The following is a 17,210-nucleotide window of genomic DNA, read 5'->3' as shown; positions in this document are numbered from 1 at the left end:
GGAGGCGAAATGGAATACGTCAATCTGGGCCACAGCGGCCTGAAAGTCTCTCGCCTGTGCCTCGGCACCATGAACATGGGCAGCAAACAGTGGAAACCTTGGATTTTTGACGAGTCGCAAAGCGAGCCGCTGATCCGTCACGCGCTGGAATCCGGCATTAACTTTATCGACCTCGCGGACTTCTACTCCAGCGGCGCGGGGGAGGAAGTGGTCGGCAACGTGTTAAAACGCATTGCCCGCCGCGATGACCTGGTCCTCACCACCAAAGTCGGATACCCCATCGGCACCGGCTTTAACAACCAGGGCCATTCACGCAAACACATCATGGAAAGCATCGACGGCAGCCTGAAGCGCCTCGGCACCGACTACGTCGATATCTACATGCTGCACTACTTCGACGTGAATACGCCTGTCGAAGAGACCTGGGCGGCGATGAACGACATCGTGCGCAGTGGCAAAGCGCGCTACGTCGGCGTTTCCACCATGTACACCTGGCAACTGGCGAAAATCCTTTGGTGCTGCGAGCGCTATGGCTACGCGAAACCCATCAATATGCAGCTGCAGCTGAACTGCGCCTACCGCGAAGAAGAGCGGGAAATGATCCCTTTCTGCCGCGACCAGGGGCTTGGCGTGTCAGTCTTTAGCCCACTCGCCCGCGGCCTGCTGAGCTGTGACTTTACCTCCGTGCGCAACCAGACCGACTTCTTCACCCAGGAGATGTACGCGGACATCACCTCCCGAAACGTTGCGCAGTCCGTCAGCCATGTAGCCCAGCTGCGCGGCCTGCCTCCGGCACAAATTGCTCAGGCGTGGGTCCTGAACCATCCGGGCGTGGACTGCATGCTGGTTGGCGCAGATTCTGTACAGCAAATTGACAGCGCAATTGCCGCACTCGGCACACCGCTGGATGAAGATGAGCGCTACGAACTGGAGCGTAACTACACGCCGTGCGACGTCATCAACGACTACACCGCAGGCAAACGTATTGCGCGTGAGAGCCGCGCCGCTCGCGGCCTGTTTATCGACAACGTAACCACAAGGAACATCGCATGAGCAGCTTTGACGCACTGGTTCGTACTGGCTGGTACTGCAACGGTGAATGGCGTGACAAAGCCGAGCGCTATGCCGTATTAAACCCGGCAACCGATGAAGTGGTAGCTCAGGTAGCCAGCGCCGGAACAAAAGAGACCGAGGCAGCCATCGCTGCCGCACACGCCGCCCTGCCCGCCTGGCGAGCATTAACCGCCAAAGCCCGCTCGCAGATCCTCCAGCGCTGGTTCGCGCTGATCATGGAGCATCAGGCCGAACTGGCAGAACTGATGGTCACCGAACAGGGCAAAGTACTGGCTGAGGCCAAAGGCGAAGTGGCCTACGCCGCCAGCTTTATAGAATGGTTTGCCGAGGAAGCCAAACGCGCCAACGGCAAAACCATTCCTTCTACAAAAGCGGGTAACCAAATCCTCACCTTCAAGGAGCCCGTTGGCGTGGTCGCGGCTATTACCCCGTGGAACTTCCCGCTGGCGATGCTGACCCGCAAACTCGGCCCCGCGCTGGCAGCGGGCTGTACCGCCGTGATTAAACCGGCGAACGAAACACCGCTATCGGCCTTCGCGCTTATCGTGCTTGCCGAACGGGCAGGCGTCCCGGCTGGCGTAATTAACGCCGTCACCGGTGATACCGTGGCAATCGGCAGCACGCTGATGGCAAGCCCGACGGTGCGTAAAATCTCCTTCACCGGCTCCACGCCAACCGGCAAGCTGCTGATGCGCCAGGCGGCGGATACCGTGAAAAAACTGTCGCTGGAGCTGGGCGGTAACGCACCGTTTATCGTCTTTGACGATGCGGACATTGACGCCGCCGTAGAGGGTGCGATGGCGGCCAAATTCCGCAACAGCGGGCAAACCTGCGTGTGCGTTAACCGTTTCTACATCCAGGCCGGCGTGTATGAGCAGTTTGTTGAGAAACTCGCTGCCGCCGCGCGGGCGCTGAAAGTTGCCCCTGGCCTGACACCGGGTGCACAGCAGGGGCCGCTGATTCACCAGAAAGCGGTTGAGAAAGTGGAAGCCCACGTGAAGGACGCCCTTGAGCACGGCGCGCGCCTGCTGTGCGGCGGCGAGCGTCACGCCCTCGGCGCATCGTTCTACCAGCCTACCGTGCTGGCCGACGCTACCGAAGCCATGCTGCTGGCCCGCGAGGAAACCTTTGGCCCGCTGGCGGCCTGCTTCCGCTTCAGCGATGAACTGGAGGCGATTGAACGCGCTAATGGCACGCCGTTTGGCCTTGCCGCCTATCTTTATACCCGCGATCTCGCCCGCGCCTTCCGGGTGACACAGCAACTGGAAAGCGGCATGGTCGGCGTTAATGAAGGGATTATCTCCACGGAAGTCGCGCCTTTCGGCGGCGTGAAGGAGTCCGGCCTCGGCCGCGAAGGCTCCGACTGTGGACTAGAAGAGTACCTGGAAACCAAGTATGTGAATCTGGGTGGACTGCTGTAACTGTTGCCTTAGCGATGCGGCCCTCTCCACGAGGAGAGGGCGCAGAGTATTATCTCCGTAAATGTTTCCAACCGATAAGCGTAATGCCCACGGCACATACGATCAGCGTCATATCCAGCCGTTGTCCCCAGCCGGCAACGAAAAGCCCGGCGCCAATCAGCACGTAATAGACCAGGCCGAAAAGTGCGCCTGCCGTCCCCCGGCAATCTGAGTAGGCGCTGAGCGCAGTGCCAAGCACCACCGGAATTGCCATCGAAAAAGCCAGCATCACCATAAACATCGGTGCCAGGAACCACGGGCTGGCCGACAGCAGACCAACGCCCAGGCTCCCGATCAGGCCGCAGATACAGGCGAGGCGTAAAAGCGTGGCTGAACTCGTGCCGCGCTGGATGAGTTGATGGTTAAGCTGCGCGCCAGCCAAAGAGCCAAGCGCCAGCAGGACACCGCTTAATCCAAATGTACCGGGCTCCATGCCAAACCGCTCAAACATAAACGGCGCCAGGCCGTAATAGCTGAACAGGCTCACGTTAAACAGCGCGACCAGCGCCGTTGCACGCCAGATCTGCATATCTTTCAGCATTCGCACCGCGACGCTGGCGATGGGCTGACTCTGATGCTGCGCAGAGCGAGTTTCTTCCAGCCGCCAGGCGCTCCAGATAAAGAGCAGCAGGGCAAGCGCCACAAGAGCATCAAACACTCCCCGGAAACCGCCCCAGGAAACAAGCATCCCGCCCGCCCACAGGCCTATCGCCGGGCTTACCGCCAGAGCAATGCCCATAAAAGCGAAGATCTTTGCCAGCGTCTGCCCGCTAAAGCGGTCCCGGAGTATCGTCTGGGTGACAACCGACCCGGACGCCGCACCAAAGGCCGCGATAACGCGTGCCGCGAGCAGCAGTCTGAAATCGTGCGCCAGCAGCGCAAGGACCGACCCTACTGCGTAGCATGCCAGGCCCAGCAACAGGGCTGGCTTACGGCCAGCCAGATCGCATACCCGTCCCCAGACCAGAACGCCGAGGGCAAAGCCCGGGAAATAAATGGACAGCGTCCAGGATGCATCCTGCGCGCTGACCGCGAAATACCCGGCAATATCGGTCAGTGCCGGGCTATAAAAGGTTTCCACAATCTGCGGAAACATCAGTAGCGCCGTTAAGAGCGCCATACCGCGATGTGTTTTCACAATACGTCCTCCTCAAAAAGAGGCGCTATTGTAGGAAAACGTCAGATGAATCATTATAAACATTATGACATTTAATATCGGAAATCAGACATTATGAGCTGGCTAAGTGCGGATGCAGAATTTAACCCTGACGCGCTGCATAACGGCGTGATTGGCGTGCAGGCTGAACTTGGGGATCATGATTCCGGGCTACATCGACACCGGATGGGGCAGTTGCTGTTTACCCGGGAAGGCTGCGTGAAGCTCACGCTGGATGAAGGCCAGGTACTCTCTTTGCTGCCGCCGGGTAAAGTCGCCTGGCTCCCCGGCGGCGTCAGCCATCGGGCAGAAATGAAAAGTAGCGTGGCCTACCGCTCAATCTGGTTTGATATAAAACGTTACCCCACGCTGCCCGCCACCGCGCTGGTGCTCAACGTCACGCCGTTGCTCAACGAACTGCTGGAGAGGATTTCGGCCAGCGCCTGGGAAACGGACTGGGAACAAGGCGCCCCGATGCACATGGCCGCCCTGTGCGTAGCGGAACTGAATGCCGCACAAGAAGTCCCGATGACGCTGCGCTTCCCTCAGGATAAGCGGCTGCGCCACCTGACGGGCGACACGCTGCCGCCGCCGCTCAACGAACTGGCCAGCGTAACCGGCGCAAGCGAGCGCACCATTGGCCGTATTTTCCTCCGGGAAACCGGCCTCTCCTACCAGCCATGGCGGCAGCAGTGGCGTTTAATGAAGGCGGTGGAAATGCTGGCCAGCCACGCGCGGGTTACCGTTGTTGCCTCGGAGCTAGGTTTTTCCAGCGACAGCGCCTTTATCTACTTTTACCGCAGCATGACCGGCCAGACGCCGGGCATGCTGACGGCGAAACAGACTTAACGTCGGCTGATGGCCAGCTTCGCGGCAAAGAGCAGAAACACACAGCCGGTAACGCGATCCATCCACTTCACAACGCCAGGCTTTCTTAGCACGCCGGAAGCGTAGCGCGTGGCAAGAATCAGCGTCAGGGACCACAGCGTGCCAAGCACCGCATGAATAGAAACCAGCAGGAAAGTCCAGAGGATCGGCGAATGGCCGGAGGGGATAAACTGCGGCAGGAAAGAGACGTAGAACACGCCCATTTTCGGATTAAGCACGTTGCCTAACATGCCGCGCAAAAACCAGTTGCTGGCTCGGGTTGAGTCAGCGGAGGCAAGACTAAAACTCTGGCGAGGACGCAAAAGCAGCTGAATACCCAGCCAGCATAAATACGCGGCACCGCACCACTTGAGCAAGGTATAGGCAAATTCAGAAACTGCCAACAGAGCGCCAAGTCCAAAGGCAACCAGCGCCCCCCACACAAAACAGCCTACGTCGATGCCAAGCGCGGCATGAAAAGCTTTTTTGCCCCCTTCGGCGGCGGCAGTTCTCAGGATAAGGGCGGTATCGAGACCAGGGGTAAGCGTGAGCAGCGTGGCGGCTAGCGTGAAAGCAAGAAGCGCATCGGTGACGGACATTTTTCTAACTCCGAAAACGATAAATCTACTGAAATTCAGCTCAGCCGACAATGCCCTGATGCCGTAATTTTTCGCCGTAAACTGTCCCGTTCATTGCCGCGATAACGCCCGCGGTTCCTCTGTCGATCAGGTCAAGAAATACGGCGGCGGCGGCGGCGTTGCTCAGCGTCTGGCTAAAAGTTCGATGAGCCTGAATCAGCGCCGCGCTCCACGTGGCCAACACCAGGCCTGCCGCCAGCTGAGTGTGCGGGTCGCTTTTTTCAAGGCCGGCCCCGGCGGCCAGCTCATGCGCCAGCGCCTGGGCAAATTCATCCCGAATCTCCCTGGCTCTCGCTTTCAGTGCCGGGCTGTGCTCAATCGTCGAGACAAACCCCTGCCCCGCCACGGAGAAAGCCACCACCGGGCTATTCTGCTCCACCAGATGGTGAGCAAAGCGACGCAGCGCTTCCAGCGGCCCCGTGTTTTTATCCCGCTGACTCAGCGCACGGCGCAGCATCTGCAGCCCCTCTTCTTCGCGGTCGAAGAACATATCCTCTTTGCGCGGGAAGTGGTTGAACACCGTCATTCTTCCCACCTCTGCCGCCGTGGCGATTTCGTCAATCGTCACCTGTTCAAAGCCCTTTTCCAGAAACAGCCGGGTGGCGACATTAGAAATTTTCTGGCGGGTGGCGAGTCGGTTCAGGGTTCGGCGATCGACGGACATTGACAGGATCCTGCGGAATGGATAATTATGTACTGAGTATATATTGGTACTTAGTACAGGTAAACATGAACAAAGCGCTGGTTGTCATTTTCTCCACCATTTGCCTGGATGCCGTCGGCATCGGCCTGATCTTTCCGATTCTGCCGCGCCTGCTGGAAAAGGTGACACACACCCCGGATATCGCCCACTGGATCGGCATCATGACCGCGCTGTATGCCCTGATGCAGTTTGTTTTCGCCCCGCTGCTGGGGGCGCTGAGCGACAACTATGGTCGCCGCCCCGTGCTGCTCGTATCCCTTATCGGGGCCGCCGTGAATTATTTGATCATGGCCTTCGCCCCGCACCTGTGGATGCTGCTGCTGGGCCGCGCTATCGCCGGATTGACCAGCGCGAACGTCTCGGTGGCGATGGCTTACATCACCGACGTCACTCCGGCGGATAAACGCGCCCGTCGCTTCGGGCTGTTTAACGCCATGTTTGGGGCCGGGTTTATCATCGGCCCGGTGCTTGGCGGCCTGTTGGGCGATACCTGGGTGCGGCTGCCGTTTATTGCGGCTGCCGTGCTAAACACCGTTAACCTGCTGATGGCGCTGTTTATGCTGCCGGAATCCCGCGAACCCGCCCGCCAACGGTTCAGCTTTGCCGTACTCAATCCCCTGCAGCCTCTGCGCCGCATTTTCACCCTGAAAGGGCTAATCCCGATTGCGATGGTCTTTTTCATTCTGAGCGCAACCGGCGAAGTATACGGCACCTGCTGGGCGCTTTGGGGGACCGATACTTTCGGCTGGAACGGGCTGTGGATTGGGCTTTCTCTCGGCGCTTATGGCATCTGCCAGACGCTGACGCAGGCGCTGCTTCCCGGCCCGATAACCCGCTGGCTGGGGGAGCGCGGCGCGGTGCTGTTTGGCATTTGTAGCTCGTGTATTGCGCTGACGATGCTGGCCTTTGTGCAAGCAGGCTGGCAGGTGTTTGTGATTATGCCGCTGTTCGGGCTGGGCGGCGTTGGCGCCCCGGCCCTGCAGGCGCTAGCCACCCGGAAAGTAGATGAAGCCAGCCAGGGCCAGTTGCAGGGAATTCTGGCCTCGGCGGTCAGCCTCGCGTCTATCATTGCCCCGCTGGGCTTCTCAAGCTTCTACTTTGTGGTGCAGGATTCGTGGCCAGGCGCTATCTGGCTGTCGGTGATTGTGGTGTACGCCGTTGCCGTGCCGCTGGTGTTGTTCAGCACCCGCGGCAAAAGTGAAATACGGCCAATAAGCCCATAAAGCAGCCAGAGAACGATGGCGGAAAAATCACATCGTAACATGCAGGCCTATTTTAATTTCTCCAGCGGAAAGGGCCTGTCCTGTACCACGGTTTTCATCACCAGCGTCGAGCGGAGATGCTGCACACCGGGCATGGCCGATAGTTTTCTGTCATACAGCGCCTGGAACGAAGGCAGGTCCCGGGTTACGACCTGCATCAGATAGTCCGGGTCGCCAAACAGTCTCTGCGCCAGCACAATTTGCGGGATATCTTCCACAGCTTCTTCAAACGCGCTGACGGCCTTTCTGTCCCCTTCTTTGAGCGTCGCAAAGACCAGAGCCACAAAATTAAAGCCCATCTTGCCCGGGTCAAGGTTAGCCCGATAGCCCGTAATGACCCCCTCTTGCTCCAGCGCTCTGAGCCGACGATGGCACGGCGAGAGGCTGAGGTTAACCCGCTCGGCCAGGTCGGTAATGGACAGACGCCCATCGGCCTGGAGTTCAGCAAGAATTTTTCTGTCTACGCTATCCATTTGGAATATTCTCTCTTTTAACAAGAGTTTTGAGCATAACATTGAAAGCCCATTGCCGGGGATTAACCGTATTCTTTCTTTCCCGTTATCCAAGAGAGAAATACCATCATGGCGATGAGCCTTGCCGCAGGATTCTGGCTGGTTTCGTTCCTGCTAATCATCACCCCTGGGGCTGACTGGGCTTACACCATCAGCGCCGGAATCAATGGCCGCAGAATTATTCCTGCCGTGGCCGGACTGATGTCGGGCCATGCTATCGCGACAATCATTGTTGTTGCCGGCGTGGGGGTTCTGCTCGCCGGACATCCACTCGCTTTATCCGTCCTAACGCTGCTGGGTGCGCTCTATTTGCTCTGGCTTGGCCTCACTATTTTGCGCAGCCCTCCCGGGCTGAACGCCGCCGCTCAGAACAACGGTAACTGGCAACAGTGGGCCATCAAAGGGATGTGTATCAGCGGCCTGAATCCGAAAGTGTTTCTGCTTTTTCTGGCCCTTTTACCGCAGTTTACCGATCCCCAGGGGAAGTGGTCAGTGGCGCAGCAGATGTCCGCTCTGGGTGCGATGCACCTGGTGACCTGTACCCTGATTTATCTCTTGATTGGTTACGGTTCAAGAGCGCTCTTAAGCACCCGCCCTCAGGCCGCTCGCAGGGTGAGTATGCTTTCGGGTGTCCTCATGGTAATCATTGCGCTGCTGCTGATTTACGAGCAGTTGAAATAGCGAAAAAAAGAGGCAGGATATCTGCCTCTGAGGAACTACGCCTGATGTAGGGTGAAGACACGAATACTGTTGAGCAACAAGCCGGACTGCTCCTTCAGGGAACCGCTGGCCGCGGAGGACTGCTCAACCAGGGAGGCGTTTTGCTGAGTGGTGGTATCGATCTGCCCCATCGCAGCATTAATTTGCGCGATGCCGTCGCTTTGCTCATGACTCGCGCGGGCAATTTCATCCACCAGCTGCCGCACGCGGGCAACGTTTTCAACGATTTCCTGCATGCCCTCATCCGCTTCCGTGACCAGCTTACGGCCATCGGTGATTTTGTTCACGGATGCGCTAATGATGTCACGAATCTCTTTCGCGGAGGCCGAACTTCTCTGCGCCAGCGTTCTCACTTCCCCGGCTACCACGGCAAAACCGCGCCCCTGTTCACCGGCTCTGGCAGCCTCAACGGCGGCATTTAATGCCAGGATATTTGTCTGGAAAGCAATTCCTTCAATGGCCGCAATGATATCGGTCATCCGGCCTGCATCAGCATGGATTTCGCCCATGGCATCGGCCACCACGTGCATACGTTCGCTGTTGGCCTTGACCATTTCTCCGGACTCATTAAACAGCGTATTCACCCGATGGGCATGACTGGCGGTGCTCTTGATCGTCGACGTTAGCTGCTCTAAGGTCGCGGCAGTTTGTTCGACACTCGCCGCCTGTTCCTCTGTTCGTGAGGCGAGATCCTGGTTCCCGGCATCAATTTCATCCGCTGCCAGGGCAATACTTTCCGCCCCGCTGCTGACGTTCCTAACCGTACTCCCAAGCGAAGTAATCATTTCCTGCAATGAATGCATGAGCTGCCCCAGCTCGTCCTTCGCATGCACATGCACTTTGGCGGTGAGATCGCCCTGCGCCACTCTGCCGGCAACGTTAACGGCCTGCAGCAGCGGATGCGTAATACTCCGGGTTATGTACCAGGCCGTTGCCGCTCCCAGCGCCACACCCAGCGCCACTAGCAGCAACATGAGCAGCTCATTATTACGGGAGTTTTTCTGAATGCTGGCATGCGTGTTGTCGATAAGCTGTTTTTGGAAATCCAGCAGAGCCTGCAGCCCCTGCCGATATTCTTCGCTTATCGGAATAAAACGTTCCGAGATATAGCTATCCATGCCCTCATGTTCGCTCCGCTCAGCCCGGGCCAACCCTTCGGAACGAACCTGCAAATACTTTTCACGCACGGGGACAAGATTCGCCAGCAGGTGTTTGCCGGTTTCCAACGCAATCAAAGATGTGAGCTGGGACTGGACTCGGGTGGTGACCGCCGAATTCTGCGCAATGCTGGCGAGCAGTTTCTTACGCAGCATCGCATTTTCAGTTCCCATTGCCGCGATAGCGTTCCCGCTGCTCTTGTCGACCTGCGCCAGCCATTCCTCGACCAGCCTTTCCTTCAGCAAATGCTGGTTAATCATCTCATCGACGGCGTGAACATTATTCCGGCTGAACAGGCTGGCGCCGATACCCATCAGAATCATTAAAAACAACAGCAGGAAAAAACCGCCGCTCAGCCTGACGCCTACACGCAAATTACTTAGTTTCATTCTCGTTCCTTAGAAAACTACATCCCGGAGTGCCCCCGGCGCCTGGCGCGAGGGAATGGCGTGTTTTGTAACCACGTTGTTAACCGATATCGGAGGTCACGGTTATTTCTGCAGGCAAAAACCAGGGGGGAACGGTCGATAAAGCAGCATTTTGGCCCGAAGCAATGCTTTAATGTGATCTGCATCACAATGAAAAAGTCATTGAAAAATAAAAGGCCCCGGCATATTCATGCGTCGGAGCCTTTTATTATTTGCTCTAAAGTTAAAGATTAAAACGCCTGCCAGTGTTCCTCTTCTCTTTTTAACGCCCGGCGCGGTGCCAGCTGGGGCGATAATATTACGCTTGCCTCATCGCTTGCCCCCAAATGCAGGCTACTGGTTCTTTTTTCCAGCTCGAACACTTGTTTATTCAGCACTTCTGAAGATCCGGCCAGCTCTTCCACCACCGCTACGTTCCCCTGGGTGACTTTCTCCAGTTCGGAGAGCGCCGTGGTAATTTGCTGAATACCTTTTTCCTGTTCGTTGGTGGAGATAAAAATATGCCCCATTAGCGCGTCGATATTTTCTGAACCGGAAACAATATCCTTCATATTTTTTTCCGCTTCGGAGACCAGGCTTGCGCCCTGCAGAACGTTTTGGTTGGTGATATCAATTAACGACTTAATGTTCTTGGCCGATTCCGAGCTTTTATGCGCCAGATTTCTGACTTCACCGGCCACCACCGCAAAGCCTTTGCCGTGTTCCCCGGCGCGGGCGGCTTCCACCGCAGCGTTCAGCGCCAGGATATTGGTCTGGAAGGCAATGCTGTCGATGATGGTAATGATCTCCGTCATCTTGTTGGCGCAGTCGGTGATTGAGGTCATGTTGCTGGTCAGCTTCTGCATCAGGTCACTGCCGTGGTTGGCCGAACGGTGCGCGCCGCTGGTGATATCGCTCAGCTCACGGGTGCTGTCGGCATTGTTTTTTGTCCCGGCGGAAATCTGTTCCATGCTCGATGCCGTCTGAATCAGCATCGCCGACTGCTGCTCGGTTTTCACCGACAGCGTGGCGCTCTGGTGCGCCAGGCTTTCAGAAAGCGCTTTGGCCGACTGGGACGACTTGCGAATATCCATTACCAGGGTAGTAATTTCGGCGGAAAGCGTATTTATGCCCGGAATCAATCGTCCGGCACAATTATTACCAAACTCAGGGATATGCACCGATAAATTCCCCGAATTAATTTCGTCAATGCTCCGCTTAACGTTATTAATGGGCCGTACAAGATATATTGTCATATACGTCCACAGGGAGAAGAGTAAGACAACCCAGGCAATATTAAGCATGGCTAAAACAAGCACGCTAGCTGATAAAGCAAATGCTAAGAAATCTATAACTAAAAAGGATATTGCCAAAAAATAGACAATAACGCTTCGAACGCTGGCATTCTTAAGCATAGGTAATCCTGTGCGAGACTTGGGCGGGTATATTATTTATTACCTGGATTTATGGAAAAGCCATCCCATAAAATAAATCAGAATTTAACGCCGACATAAGTCAACTGAAAAGATTTTAAATCCGCACTTTTCGTTTAAGAACGACGCCTTTCTGAATATATCCGTGACGTTACGATCAAGTCACTTTCATCAGCGCTGTATTTAGTAACTTGCATTTTGAAAGTCACTATGCCAATTTGTCACCAGACGATAACCCCGCCCCCGGATCGAACCATGAAAAACGAACCTCTGTGCAGCGCTCCCTGCCCCATTGCCCGCAGTCTTGGCCGTATCGGCGACAGCTGGAGCATCATGATCCTGCGGGATGCCCTGGCCGGTTTTACCCGCTTCGATGAATTTCAGAAGAGCAGCAACGTGGCGCCCAATATTCTTTCGCGCCGCCTGAAAGAGCTGGTTGATGATGGCTTACTGGAGAAGGTTTGCTACAGCAGCTCGCCGCCGCGCTACGAATATCACCTCACCCAAAGCGGGCGTGATTTCCGCATGGTGATTCTGGCACTGGCGGAATGGGGCAACCGCCACTTCGCGCCCGAAGGGCGTCAGATGCAGCTGGTTGAGCGCGAAACCCAGCGCCCGGTAGAGCCCATTCTTACCGATAAAGAAACCGGCGAGCTGATTGAGCCTGGAAAATACGCCATGGTGCCGGGTCCGGCGGCCTCACCGATGATGAAATACCGCCACGACTACCTGCAGCGTAAACACGCCGGCGACGCCGGGCTTAAATTCCAGCCAGAACCGTACAGAGAACACCAGTAATGAACGCCGCCCATAAGAAAAAATTGATTACGCTAACCGTACTTGGTGCCGCGGTGTTGGCGGCCGCAGGCTATGGTACATGGTGGTGGCACAGCGGGCGTTTTATTCAGTCGACTGACGACGCCTACATCGGCGGGGATATCAGCGCCATTTCAACCAAAGTCTCCGGCTACATTCAACAGATTGCGGTGCAGGACAACACGGCGGTGAAAAAAGGCGACCTGCTGATCCGCATTGACGATCGTGATTACCAGGCCGCGCTGGCGAAAGCCCTTGGGGAAGTTGCCGCCCAGCAGGCTGCGCTGGCGGATATCGCCGCCACGCGCCAGCTGCAGCAGGCAACGATTGAAGGTTCCACCGCTTCTTTAGCGGCAGCGGCGGCGGCAACGGACAAAACAGCCAACGACAACCGCCGCTATAACGCCCTGGAAGCCTCGAGCGCCATTTCAGCCCAAATACGCGACAACGCCTCGGCGGATTATCGCCGGGCGCGAGCGGAACAAAGCAAAGCCCTGGCCGACAAAGCCGTCGCCCAGCGCCAGCTCGCGGTGCTTGATGCCCGTGAAAAACAAACCCAGGCCGCGCTGGAACAGGCGCAGGCTAACCTGGCGATGGCGAAGCTGAATCTCAGCTATACCGAAATTCGCGCCCCGTTCGACGGCGTGATCGGTAACCGCCGCGCGTGGACCGGCTCCTTCGTGACCAGCGGCATGCAGCTACTCTCGCTGGTGCCTTCCCAGGGGCTTTGGGTCGATGCCAACTTCAAGGAAAACCAGCTGGCGCACATGCGAGCCGGTTTACCGGTGACCGTGGTGGCCGACGTGCTGCCGAACCACACCTTTAAGGGCCACGTTGCCAGCGTCTCTCCGGCGACCGGCTCCCGGTTCAGCATTCTTCCGGCGGAAAACGCTACGGGGAACTTCACCAAAATCGTTCAGCGGGTTCCGGTGCGGATAGCGCTGGAAGGTGACGGCGCAAAACTGGATGTGCTTCGTCCGGGGCTGTCGGTCATCGTTACCGTCGATCAAAAGAGCACGCGATGAGCACCGCCCAGGCCGCACCGATGCCGCAGGGCATCTCTATGCCAATGGCAAAAAAGATCTTCGCTTTTGCCAGCATGTGCGTCGGGATGTTTATTGCGCTGATTGATATCCAAATCGTCTCCGCGTCGCTGCGGGATATCGGCGGCGGCCTTTCGGCTGGGGATGATGAAACTGTCTGGGTGCAAACCAGCTACCTGATCGCCGAGATCATTATTATTCCGCTGTCCGGGTGGCTGGCGCGGGTGATGTCCACCCGCTGGCTGTTTGCCGCCTCGGCGGCAGGCTTCACCCTGATGAGCCTGCTCTGCGGCTGGGCGTGGAATATTCAAAGCATGATTGCCTTCCGTGCCCTGCAAGGGCTGGCGGGCGGCTCGATGATCCCGCTGGTGTTTACCACCGCCTTCGCTTTCTTTCAGGGCAAACAGCGCGTTATTGCCGCCGCGACCATCGGCGGCCTAGCTTCGCTGGCTCCGACGCTTGGCCCCACCGTCGGCGGCTGGATCACCGAGAACTTCAACTGGCACTGGCTGTTCTTTATTAACGTCATCCCGGGGATTTATATCGCCGTCGCCGTGCCGCTGCTGGTGAAGGTGGATAGTCCTGATTTCTCGCTGCTGCGCGGCGCGGACTATTTCAGTATTTTGCTGCTGGCGGCCTCGCTCGGCTGCCTGGAATATACGCTGGAAGAAGGCCCGCGCTGGGGTTGGTTTGATGACAACACCATCGCCACAACCGGCTGGATAGCGCTGCTGTGCGGCATCGCCTTTATTATTCGAACGCTGCGCCACGCCCAGCCGGTGATGGACCTGCGGGCGCTCAAGGACAGAACCTTTAGCCTCGGCTGCTATTTCTCGTTTATGGCCGGGGTGGGCATTTTCGCCACGATCTATTTAACGCCGCTGTATCTCGGCAGCGTACGCGGCTTTAGCGCGCTGGAAATCGGCCTGGCGGTGTTTTCCACTGGCCTGTTCCAGGTGATGTCGATTCCCTTTTATGCCTGGCTGGCAAACCGCGTGGATCTCCGCTGGCTGCTGATGGCCGGGCTGATCGGCTTTGCCATTTCGATGTACAGCTTCGTGCCGATCACCCACGACTGGGGCGCGGACCAACTGCTGCTACCGCAGGCGTTTCGCGGCCTTGCGCAGCAGTTCGCCGTCGCGCCTACGGTGACGTTAACGCTGGGCAGCCTGCCGCCCGCGCGGCTTAAGCTTGCCTCCGGGCTGTTCAACTTGATGCGTAACCTCGGCGGCGCTATCGGCATTGCGCTGTGCGGCACGGTGTTGAATGACAGAACCAACCTGCACTACAGCCGCCTGGCCGATCATCTCAATACCGCTAACCTCGCGATGACGGATTTTGTCCAGCGCAGCGCCGCCAGCCTGGCCGCGCAGGGATTGTCCCCGGATGCCGCCACCAGCGGGGCGCTAAAAAACTTGTCCTCCCTGGCACTGCGCGAGGCACGCACTCAGGCATTTTCGGATGCTTTTTACCTGATCATGATAGGTTTTTTGATTGCTGCGATGCTGGTTCCGTTAATGAAAAAGCCGCAGCCACACTGATATTTCAGGAGAATAATGATGGGCGTTTCAGCGAAAAGGATTGTGGTCACGGGTATGGGTATCGTCAGCCCGCTGGGCTGTGGCGTGCAGCATGTCTGGCCGTCGCTGCTGGCGGGAAAATCCGGCATCTCGGCGCTGGATGAGAACGTCGTGGCAGATATCCCCTGCAAAGTGGCCGGTCAGGTGCCGTCCGTAGAACAGGATCCTGAGCACGGCTTTGATCCGCTGGCGACGATCTCCGCCAAAGAACGTAAAAAGATGGATCGGTTCATCGAGTTTGCACTGGTTGCCGCCCATGAAGCGCTCGCCCAGGCGGGCTGGTCTCCAGCTTCGCAGGAAGAGAAAGATCGTACCGCAACGGTGATTGCCACCGGGATCGGCGGCTTCAGCGAAATAGCCAATGCAGTGCGCACCACGGACGAGCGCGGGCCACGTCGCCTGTCGCCGTTTACCATCCCCTCTTTCCTCGCCAACCTTGCCGCCGGGCATGTGTCCATTGCGCACGGCTTTCGTGGGCCGATTGGTGCCCCGGTGACCGCCTGTGCCGCCGGAGCCCAGGCCATTGGCGATGCCGCCCGCTTGATCCGCAGCGGCGAGGCTGATATTGCCCTTTGCGGCGGCGCAGAAGCGGCCATTCACCGCGTCAGCCTGGCCGGATTTGCTGCCGCACGCGCGCTGTCTACCGCCTCCAACGACAATCCCGAAGCCGCCTCACGCCCGTTCGACCGTGACCGGGACGGTTTTGTGATGGGCGAAGGCGCCGGGCTTATCGTGATTGAATCCCTGGAACACGCCATGGCTCGTGGCGCAACGCCGCTGGCTGAGCTGGTCGGGTACGGCACTAGCGCGGATGCCTGGCATTTGACCGCCGGGCCGGAAGACGGCAACGGCGCAAGGCGAGCAATGGAGGCGGCCCTTCGCCAGGCCGGCATTGCAGCCGCGGATGTTGACCATATCAACGCGCACGCAACCTCGACGCAGGTCGGCGACAAAGGCGAGCTGGCGGCGATTAAAGCGCTTTTCGGCACGCTTCCGGTGGCTGTGACGTCAACGAAATCCGCCACCGGCCACCTGCTGGGCGCCGCGGGCGGCATCGAGGCTATATTTACTATTCAGGCATTGCGTGACCAGGTTGTGCCGCCGACGCTGAATCTGCATCACCCCGATGAAGAGGCGGCCGGGCTGGATCTGGTGGCGCTTACCGCCCGGCCGCAGACGCTGCGCTATGCGCTGTCGAACGGGTTTGGTTTTGGCGGCGTGAATGCAAGCCTGCTGTTGAAACGGTGGGAATCCGGGGAATAACCAGACCCTCACCCCGGCCCTCTCCCTGGAAGGAAGAGGGGGAAAACCGACGGAAAATCTCTGCTCGATCCAGTCCCCCTCATCCCTCCTGTACGCTCCGGGGAAAGGGGAGAAACCAAACTCGATCCAATCCCCTCTCCCCTTTGGGGAGAGGGTTAGGGTGAGGGGCAATCATCAGCCACCTGCCTCAAACACCTGCTGCAACCACGCCCTAACCTGCCGCACATCTTCTCTCCGGGCCTTTTCGTGGCTGGTCACAAAATAATAGTTCGCCCCAGGCAGCGCGCCCGGCAGCGCAATATGCAGCAAGCCCTGCTGCAGCGCCCGGCGAATCAGCAGCTCGCTTGCCAGCAAAATCCCCTGCCCGGCTATCGCCGCCTGAATCGCATGGGTTTCGTCGTCAAAATGAATGCCGCTCTGCACATCCAAATCTTCAGGCCCAAAGACGGATCTCCAGTGCTGCCAGCTGGGTTCCGGGCTGGGCACATGCCGGTTATCAATATGAAACAGCGTCATCCCCGCGAGATCCTTCACGCTCCTGAGCTTTAGCTGCGGGCTTGCCACCAGCACAAAGCTGTCGCTATGCAGCAGCGTGCTGTCGAGAGATTCATCGGCCTGCATGCTGTAACGCACCGCACAGTCCGCCATTTTTCCGTGGAGATCGGCCAGCGCTACGCCGCTGTGAAAGCGCAGCTCCAGCGAGGGATGCTGCTGATGTAAAGACGGTAAACGCGGCACCAGCCAGTTAGTCAGGAAGTTCGAAGTAGTGCTGAGCGTGAGCGTGCCGGGCTGAGATATTGTAGCTATGGACTCAACGGCCTCGCGCAGCATGGTGAACATGTTTCCGGAGGCGCGAAACAGAATCTCCCCCGCCGCAGTCAGCGCCACGCCCCTAGCAGAGCGAGTGAATAATCGCTGCTCCAGCGAATCTTCCAGCAGGCGAATTTGGTGGCTGATGGCGGTGGGCGTCACGCCAATTTCTTCCGCTGCCGCTTTAAAGCTGGCGTGGCGTGCCACGGCATCAAAGGCCCGAATGGCCGTGAGTGGCGGGAGTCGACGATTTTTCATGAGTGAATTTAACTCATCCTTGGCTGAATTATATGATTTTGATTGCACCA

Annotated in this window: 16 protein-coding genes; 9 read left to right on the top strand and 7 right to left on the bottom strand. The window is 57.8% G+C overall.

Features of this window, described 5'->3' with window-relative positions:
- Positions 1 to 9: 9 nt before the first annotated feature.
- A complete protein-coding gene (locus ACREYP_RS03400; RefSeq protein ID WP_008458496.1) occupies positions 10 to 1,053 on the top strand; it encodes an aldo/keto reductase in 1,044 nt (347 codons plus the stop codon).
- Complete coding sequence (locus ACREYP_RS03395; protein ID WP_336819644.1) at positions 1,050 to 2,495, top strand: NAD-dependent succinate-semialdehyde dehydrogenase; 1,446 nt, start codon at positions 1,050 to 1,052, stop codon at positions 2,493 to 2,495. The genes ACREYP_RS03400 and ACREYP_RS03395 overlap by 4 nt, the downstream gene beginning before the upstream one ends.
- Before the next feature lie 49 nt (positions 2,496 to 2,544).
- Here the strand turns inward: ACREYP_RS03395 and ACREYP_RS03390 are convergent, their stop codons facing one another.
- A complete protein-coding gene (locus ACREYP_RS03390; RefSeq protein ID WP_442892486.1) occupies positions 2,545 to 3,672 on the bottom strand; it encodes a multidrug effflux MFS transporter in 1,128 nt (375 codons plus the stop codon).
- Between the two features lie 93 nt (positions 3,673 to 3,765).
- Here ACREYP_RS03390 and ACREYP_RS03385 point away from each other — a divergent pair, with 93 nt between their 5' ends.
- Positions 3,766 to 4,539, top strand: a complete 774-nt coding sequence (locus ACREYP_RS03385) for an AraC family transcriptional regulator (protein WP_008458499.1) — start codon at positions 3,766 to 3,768, stop codon at positions 4,537 to 4,539.
- Here ACREYP_RS03385 and ACREYP_RS03380 read toward each other — a convergent pair.
- Together ACREYP_RS03380 and ACREYP_RS03375 are read right to left on the bottom strand one after the other, a co-directional pair.
- Positions 4,536 to 5,156 carry a LysE family translocator gene (locus tag ACREYP_RS03380; RefSeq protein WP_008458500.1) on the bottom strand — a complete coding sequence of 207 codons (621 nt, stop codon included), beginning with the start codon at positions 5,154 to 5,156 and terminating at the stop codon, positions 4,536 to 4,538. The genes ACREYP_RS03385 and ACREYP_RS03380 overlap by 4 nt on opposite strands.
- A gap of 40 nt (positions 5,157 to 5,196) precedes the next feature.
- Positions 5,197 to 5,859, bottom strand: a complete 663-nt coding sequence (locus tag ACREYP_RS03375) for a TetR/AcrR family transcriptional regulator (protein WP_498881099.1) — start codon at positions 5,857 to 5,859, stop codon at positions 5,197 to 5,199.
- A gap of 65 nt (positions 5,860 to 5,924) precedes the next feature.
- On the opposite strand from ACREYP_RS03375, the gene ACREYP_RS03370 reads away from it, so the two are divergent.
- Positions 5,925 to 7,121, top strand: a complete 1,197-nt coding sequence (locus tag ACREYP_RS03370) for a TCR/Tet family MFS transporter (protein ID WP_336819648.1) — start codon at positions 5,925 to 5,927, stop codon at positions 7,119 to 7,121.
- Between the two features lie 47 nt (positions 7,122 to 7,168).
- On the opposite strand, the gene ACREYP_RS03365 is transcribed toward ACREYP_RS03370, so the two are convergent.
- Entirely contained in the window at positions 7,169 to 7,633 is a 465-nt protein-coding gene (locus ACREYP_RS03365) for an Lrp/AsnC family transcriptional regulator (RefSeq protein ID WP_008458505.1), read from the bottom strand.
- A 108-nt stretch (positions 7,634 to 7,741) separates the two neighbouring features.
- Here ACREYP_RS03365 and ACREYP_RS03360 point away from each other — a divergent pair, with 108 nt between their 5' ends.
- On the top strand, positions 7,742 to 8,353 hold the full coding sequence (locus tag ACREYP_RS03360; RefSeq protein WP_008458507.1) for a LysE family translocator: 612 nt from the start codon (positions 7,742 to 7,744) through the stop codon (positions 8,351 to 8,353).
- Positions 8,354 to 8,388: 35 nt separating this feature from the next.
- On the opposite strand, the gene ACREYP_RS03355 is transcribed toward ACREYP_RS03360, so the two are convergent.
- Together ACREYP_RS03355 and ACREYP_RS03350 are read right to left on the bottom strand one after the other, a co-directional pair.
- Positions 8,389 to 9,939, bottom strand: coding sequence for a methyl-accepting chemotaxis protein (locus ACREYP_RS03355; RefSeq protein WP_498881098.1), 1,551 nt, complete (start codon positions 9,937 to 9,939; stop codon positions 8,389 to 8,391).
- Between the two features lie 269 nt (positions 9,940 to 10,208).
- The gene (locus tag ACREYP_RS03350; RefSeq protein WP_336709257.1) at positions 10,209 to 11,372 is read right to left on the bottom strand and encodes a methyl-accepting chemotaxis protein; all 1,164 of its coding nucleotides are present in this window, start codon (positions 11,370 to 11,372) and stop codon (positions 10,209 to 10,211) included.
- A gap of 273 nt (positions 11,373 to 11,645) precedes the next feature.
- On the opposite strand from ACREYP_RS03350, the gene ACREYP_RS03345 reads away from it, so the two are divergent.
- The 4 genes from ACREYP_RS03345 to fabF are packed head-to-tail and all read left to right on the top strand — an operon-like array spanning position 11,646 to position 16,092.
- On the top strand, positions 11,646 to 12,188 hold the full coding sequence (locus ACREYP_RS03345) for a winged helix-turn-helix transcriptional regulator (RefSeq protein ID WP_166995956.1): 543 nt from the start codon (positions 11,646 to 11,648) through the stop codon (positions 12,186 to 12,188).
- Positions 12,188 to 13,231 (top strand): HlyD family secretion protein, encoded by a 1,044-nt coding sequence (locus ACREYP_RS03340; RefSeq protein ID WP_336819652.1) that lies wholly within the window; start codon positions 12,188 to 12,190, stop codon positions 13,229 to 13,231. The genes ACREYP_RS03345 and ACREYP_RS03340 overlap by 1 nt, the downstream gene beginning before the upstream one ends.
- Positions 13,228 to 14,790, top strand: a complete 1,563-nt coding sequence (locus tag ACREYP_RS03335; RefSeq protein ID WP_166995958.1) for a DHA2 family efflux MFS transporter permease subunit — start codon at positions 13,228 to 13,230, stop codon at positions 14,788 to 14,790. The genes ACREYP_RS03340 and ACREYP_RS03335 overlap by 4 nt, the downstream gene beginning before the upstream one ends.
- Before the next feature lie 18 nt (positions 14,791 to 14,808).
- Positions 14,809 to 16,092 (top strand): beta-ketoacyl-ACP synthase II, encoded by a 1,284-nt coding sequence (fabF, locus tag ACREYP_RS03330; RefSeq protein WP_034809070.1) that lies wholly within the window; start codon positions 14,809 to 14,811, stop codon positions 16,090 to 16,092.
- Positions 16,093 to 16,266: 174 nt separating this feature from the next.
- Here fabF and ACREYP_RS03325 read toward each other — a convergent pair whose 3' ends face one another.
- Positions 16,267 to 17,160, bottom strand: a complete 894-nt coding sequence (locus ACREYP_RS03325) for a LysR substrate-binding domain-containing protein (protein ID WP_336819654.1) — start codon at positions 17,158 to 17,160, stop codon at positions 16,267 to 16,269.
- Between the last annotated feature and the right edge of the window lie 50 nt (positions 17,161 to 17,210).

The sequence above is a fragment of the Enterobacter sp. TMH.L2 genome (genome assembly GCF_050847315.1).
Classification (GTDB): domain Bacteria; phylum Pseudomonadota; class Gammaproteobacteria; order Enterobacterales; family Enterobacteriaceae; genus Cedecea.
This window is presented reverse-complemented; position numbering and strand designations above follow the sequence as displayed.

Coding starts and splice junctions, on each gene's coding strand:
- fabF (WP_034809070.1), top strand. CDS start 14,809: ATGGGCGTTTCAGCGAAAAGGATTGTGGTCACGGGTATGGGTATCGTC.
- ACREYP_RS03370 (WP_336819648.1), top strand. CDS start 5,925: ATGAACAAAGCGCTGGTTGTCATTTTCTCCACCATTTGCCTGGATGCC.
- ACREYP_RS03340 (WP_336819652.1), top strand. CDS start 12,188: ATGAACGCCGCCCATAAGAAAAAATTGATTACGCTAACCGTACTTGGT.
- ACREYP_RS03345 (WP_166995956.1), top strand. CDS start 11,646: ATGAAAAACGAACCTCTGTGCAGCGCTCCCTGCCCCATTGCCCGCAGT.
- ACREYP_RS03365 (WP_008458505.1), bottom strand. CDS start 7,633: ATGGATAGCGTAGACAGAAAAATTCTTGCTGAACTCCAGGCCGATGGG.
- ACREYP_RS03325 (WP_336819654.1), bottom strand. CDS start 17,160: ATGAAAAATCGTCGACTCCCGCCACTCACGGCCATTCGGGCCTTTGAT.
- ACREYP_RS03400 (WP_008458496.1), top strand. CDS start 10: ATGGAATACGTCAATCTGGGCCACAGCGGCCTGAAAGTCTCTCGCCTG.
- ACREYP_RS03355 (WP_498881098.1), bottom strand. CDS start 9,939: ATGAAACTAAGTAATTTGCGTGTAGGCGTCAGGCTGAGCGGCGGTTTT.
- ACREYP_RS03350 (WP_336709257.1), bottom strand. CDS start 11,372: ATGCTTAAGAATGCCAGCGTTCGAAGCGTTATTGTCTATTTTTTGGCA.
- ACREYP_RS03395 (WP_336819644.1), top strand. CDS start 1,050: ATGAGCAGCTTTGACGCACTGGTTCGTACTGGCTGGTACTGCAACGGT.
- ACREYP_RS03360 (WP_008458507.1), top strand. CDS start 7,742: ATGGCGATGAGCCTTGCCGCAGGATTCTGGCTGGTTTCGTTCCTGCTA.
- ACREYP_RS03385 (WP_008458499.1), top strand. CDS start 3,766: ATGAGCTGGCTAAGTGCGGATGCAGAATTTAACCCTGACGCGCTGCAT.
- ACREYP_RS03380 (WP_008458500.1), bottom strand. CDS start 5,156: ATGTCCGTCACCGATGCGCTTCTTGCTTTCACGCTAGCCGCCACGCTG.
- ACREYP_RS03335 (WP_166995958.1), top strand. CDS start 13,228: ATGAGCACCGCCCAGGCCGCACCGATGCCGCAGGGCATCTCTATGCCA.
- ACREYP_RS03375 (WP_498881099.1), bottom strand. CDS start 5,859: ATGTCCGTCGATCGCCGAACCCTGAACCGACTCGCCACCCGCCAGAAA.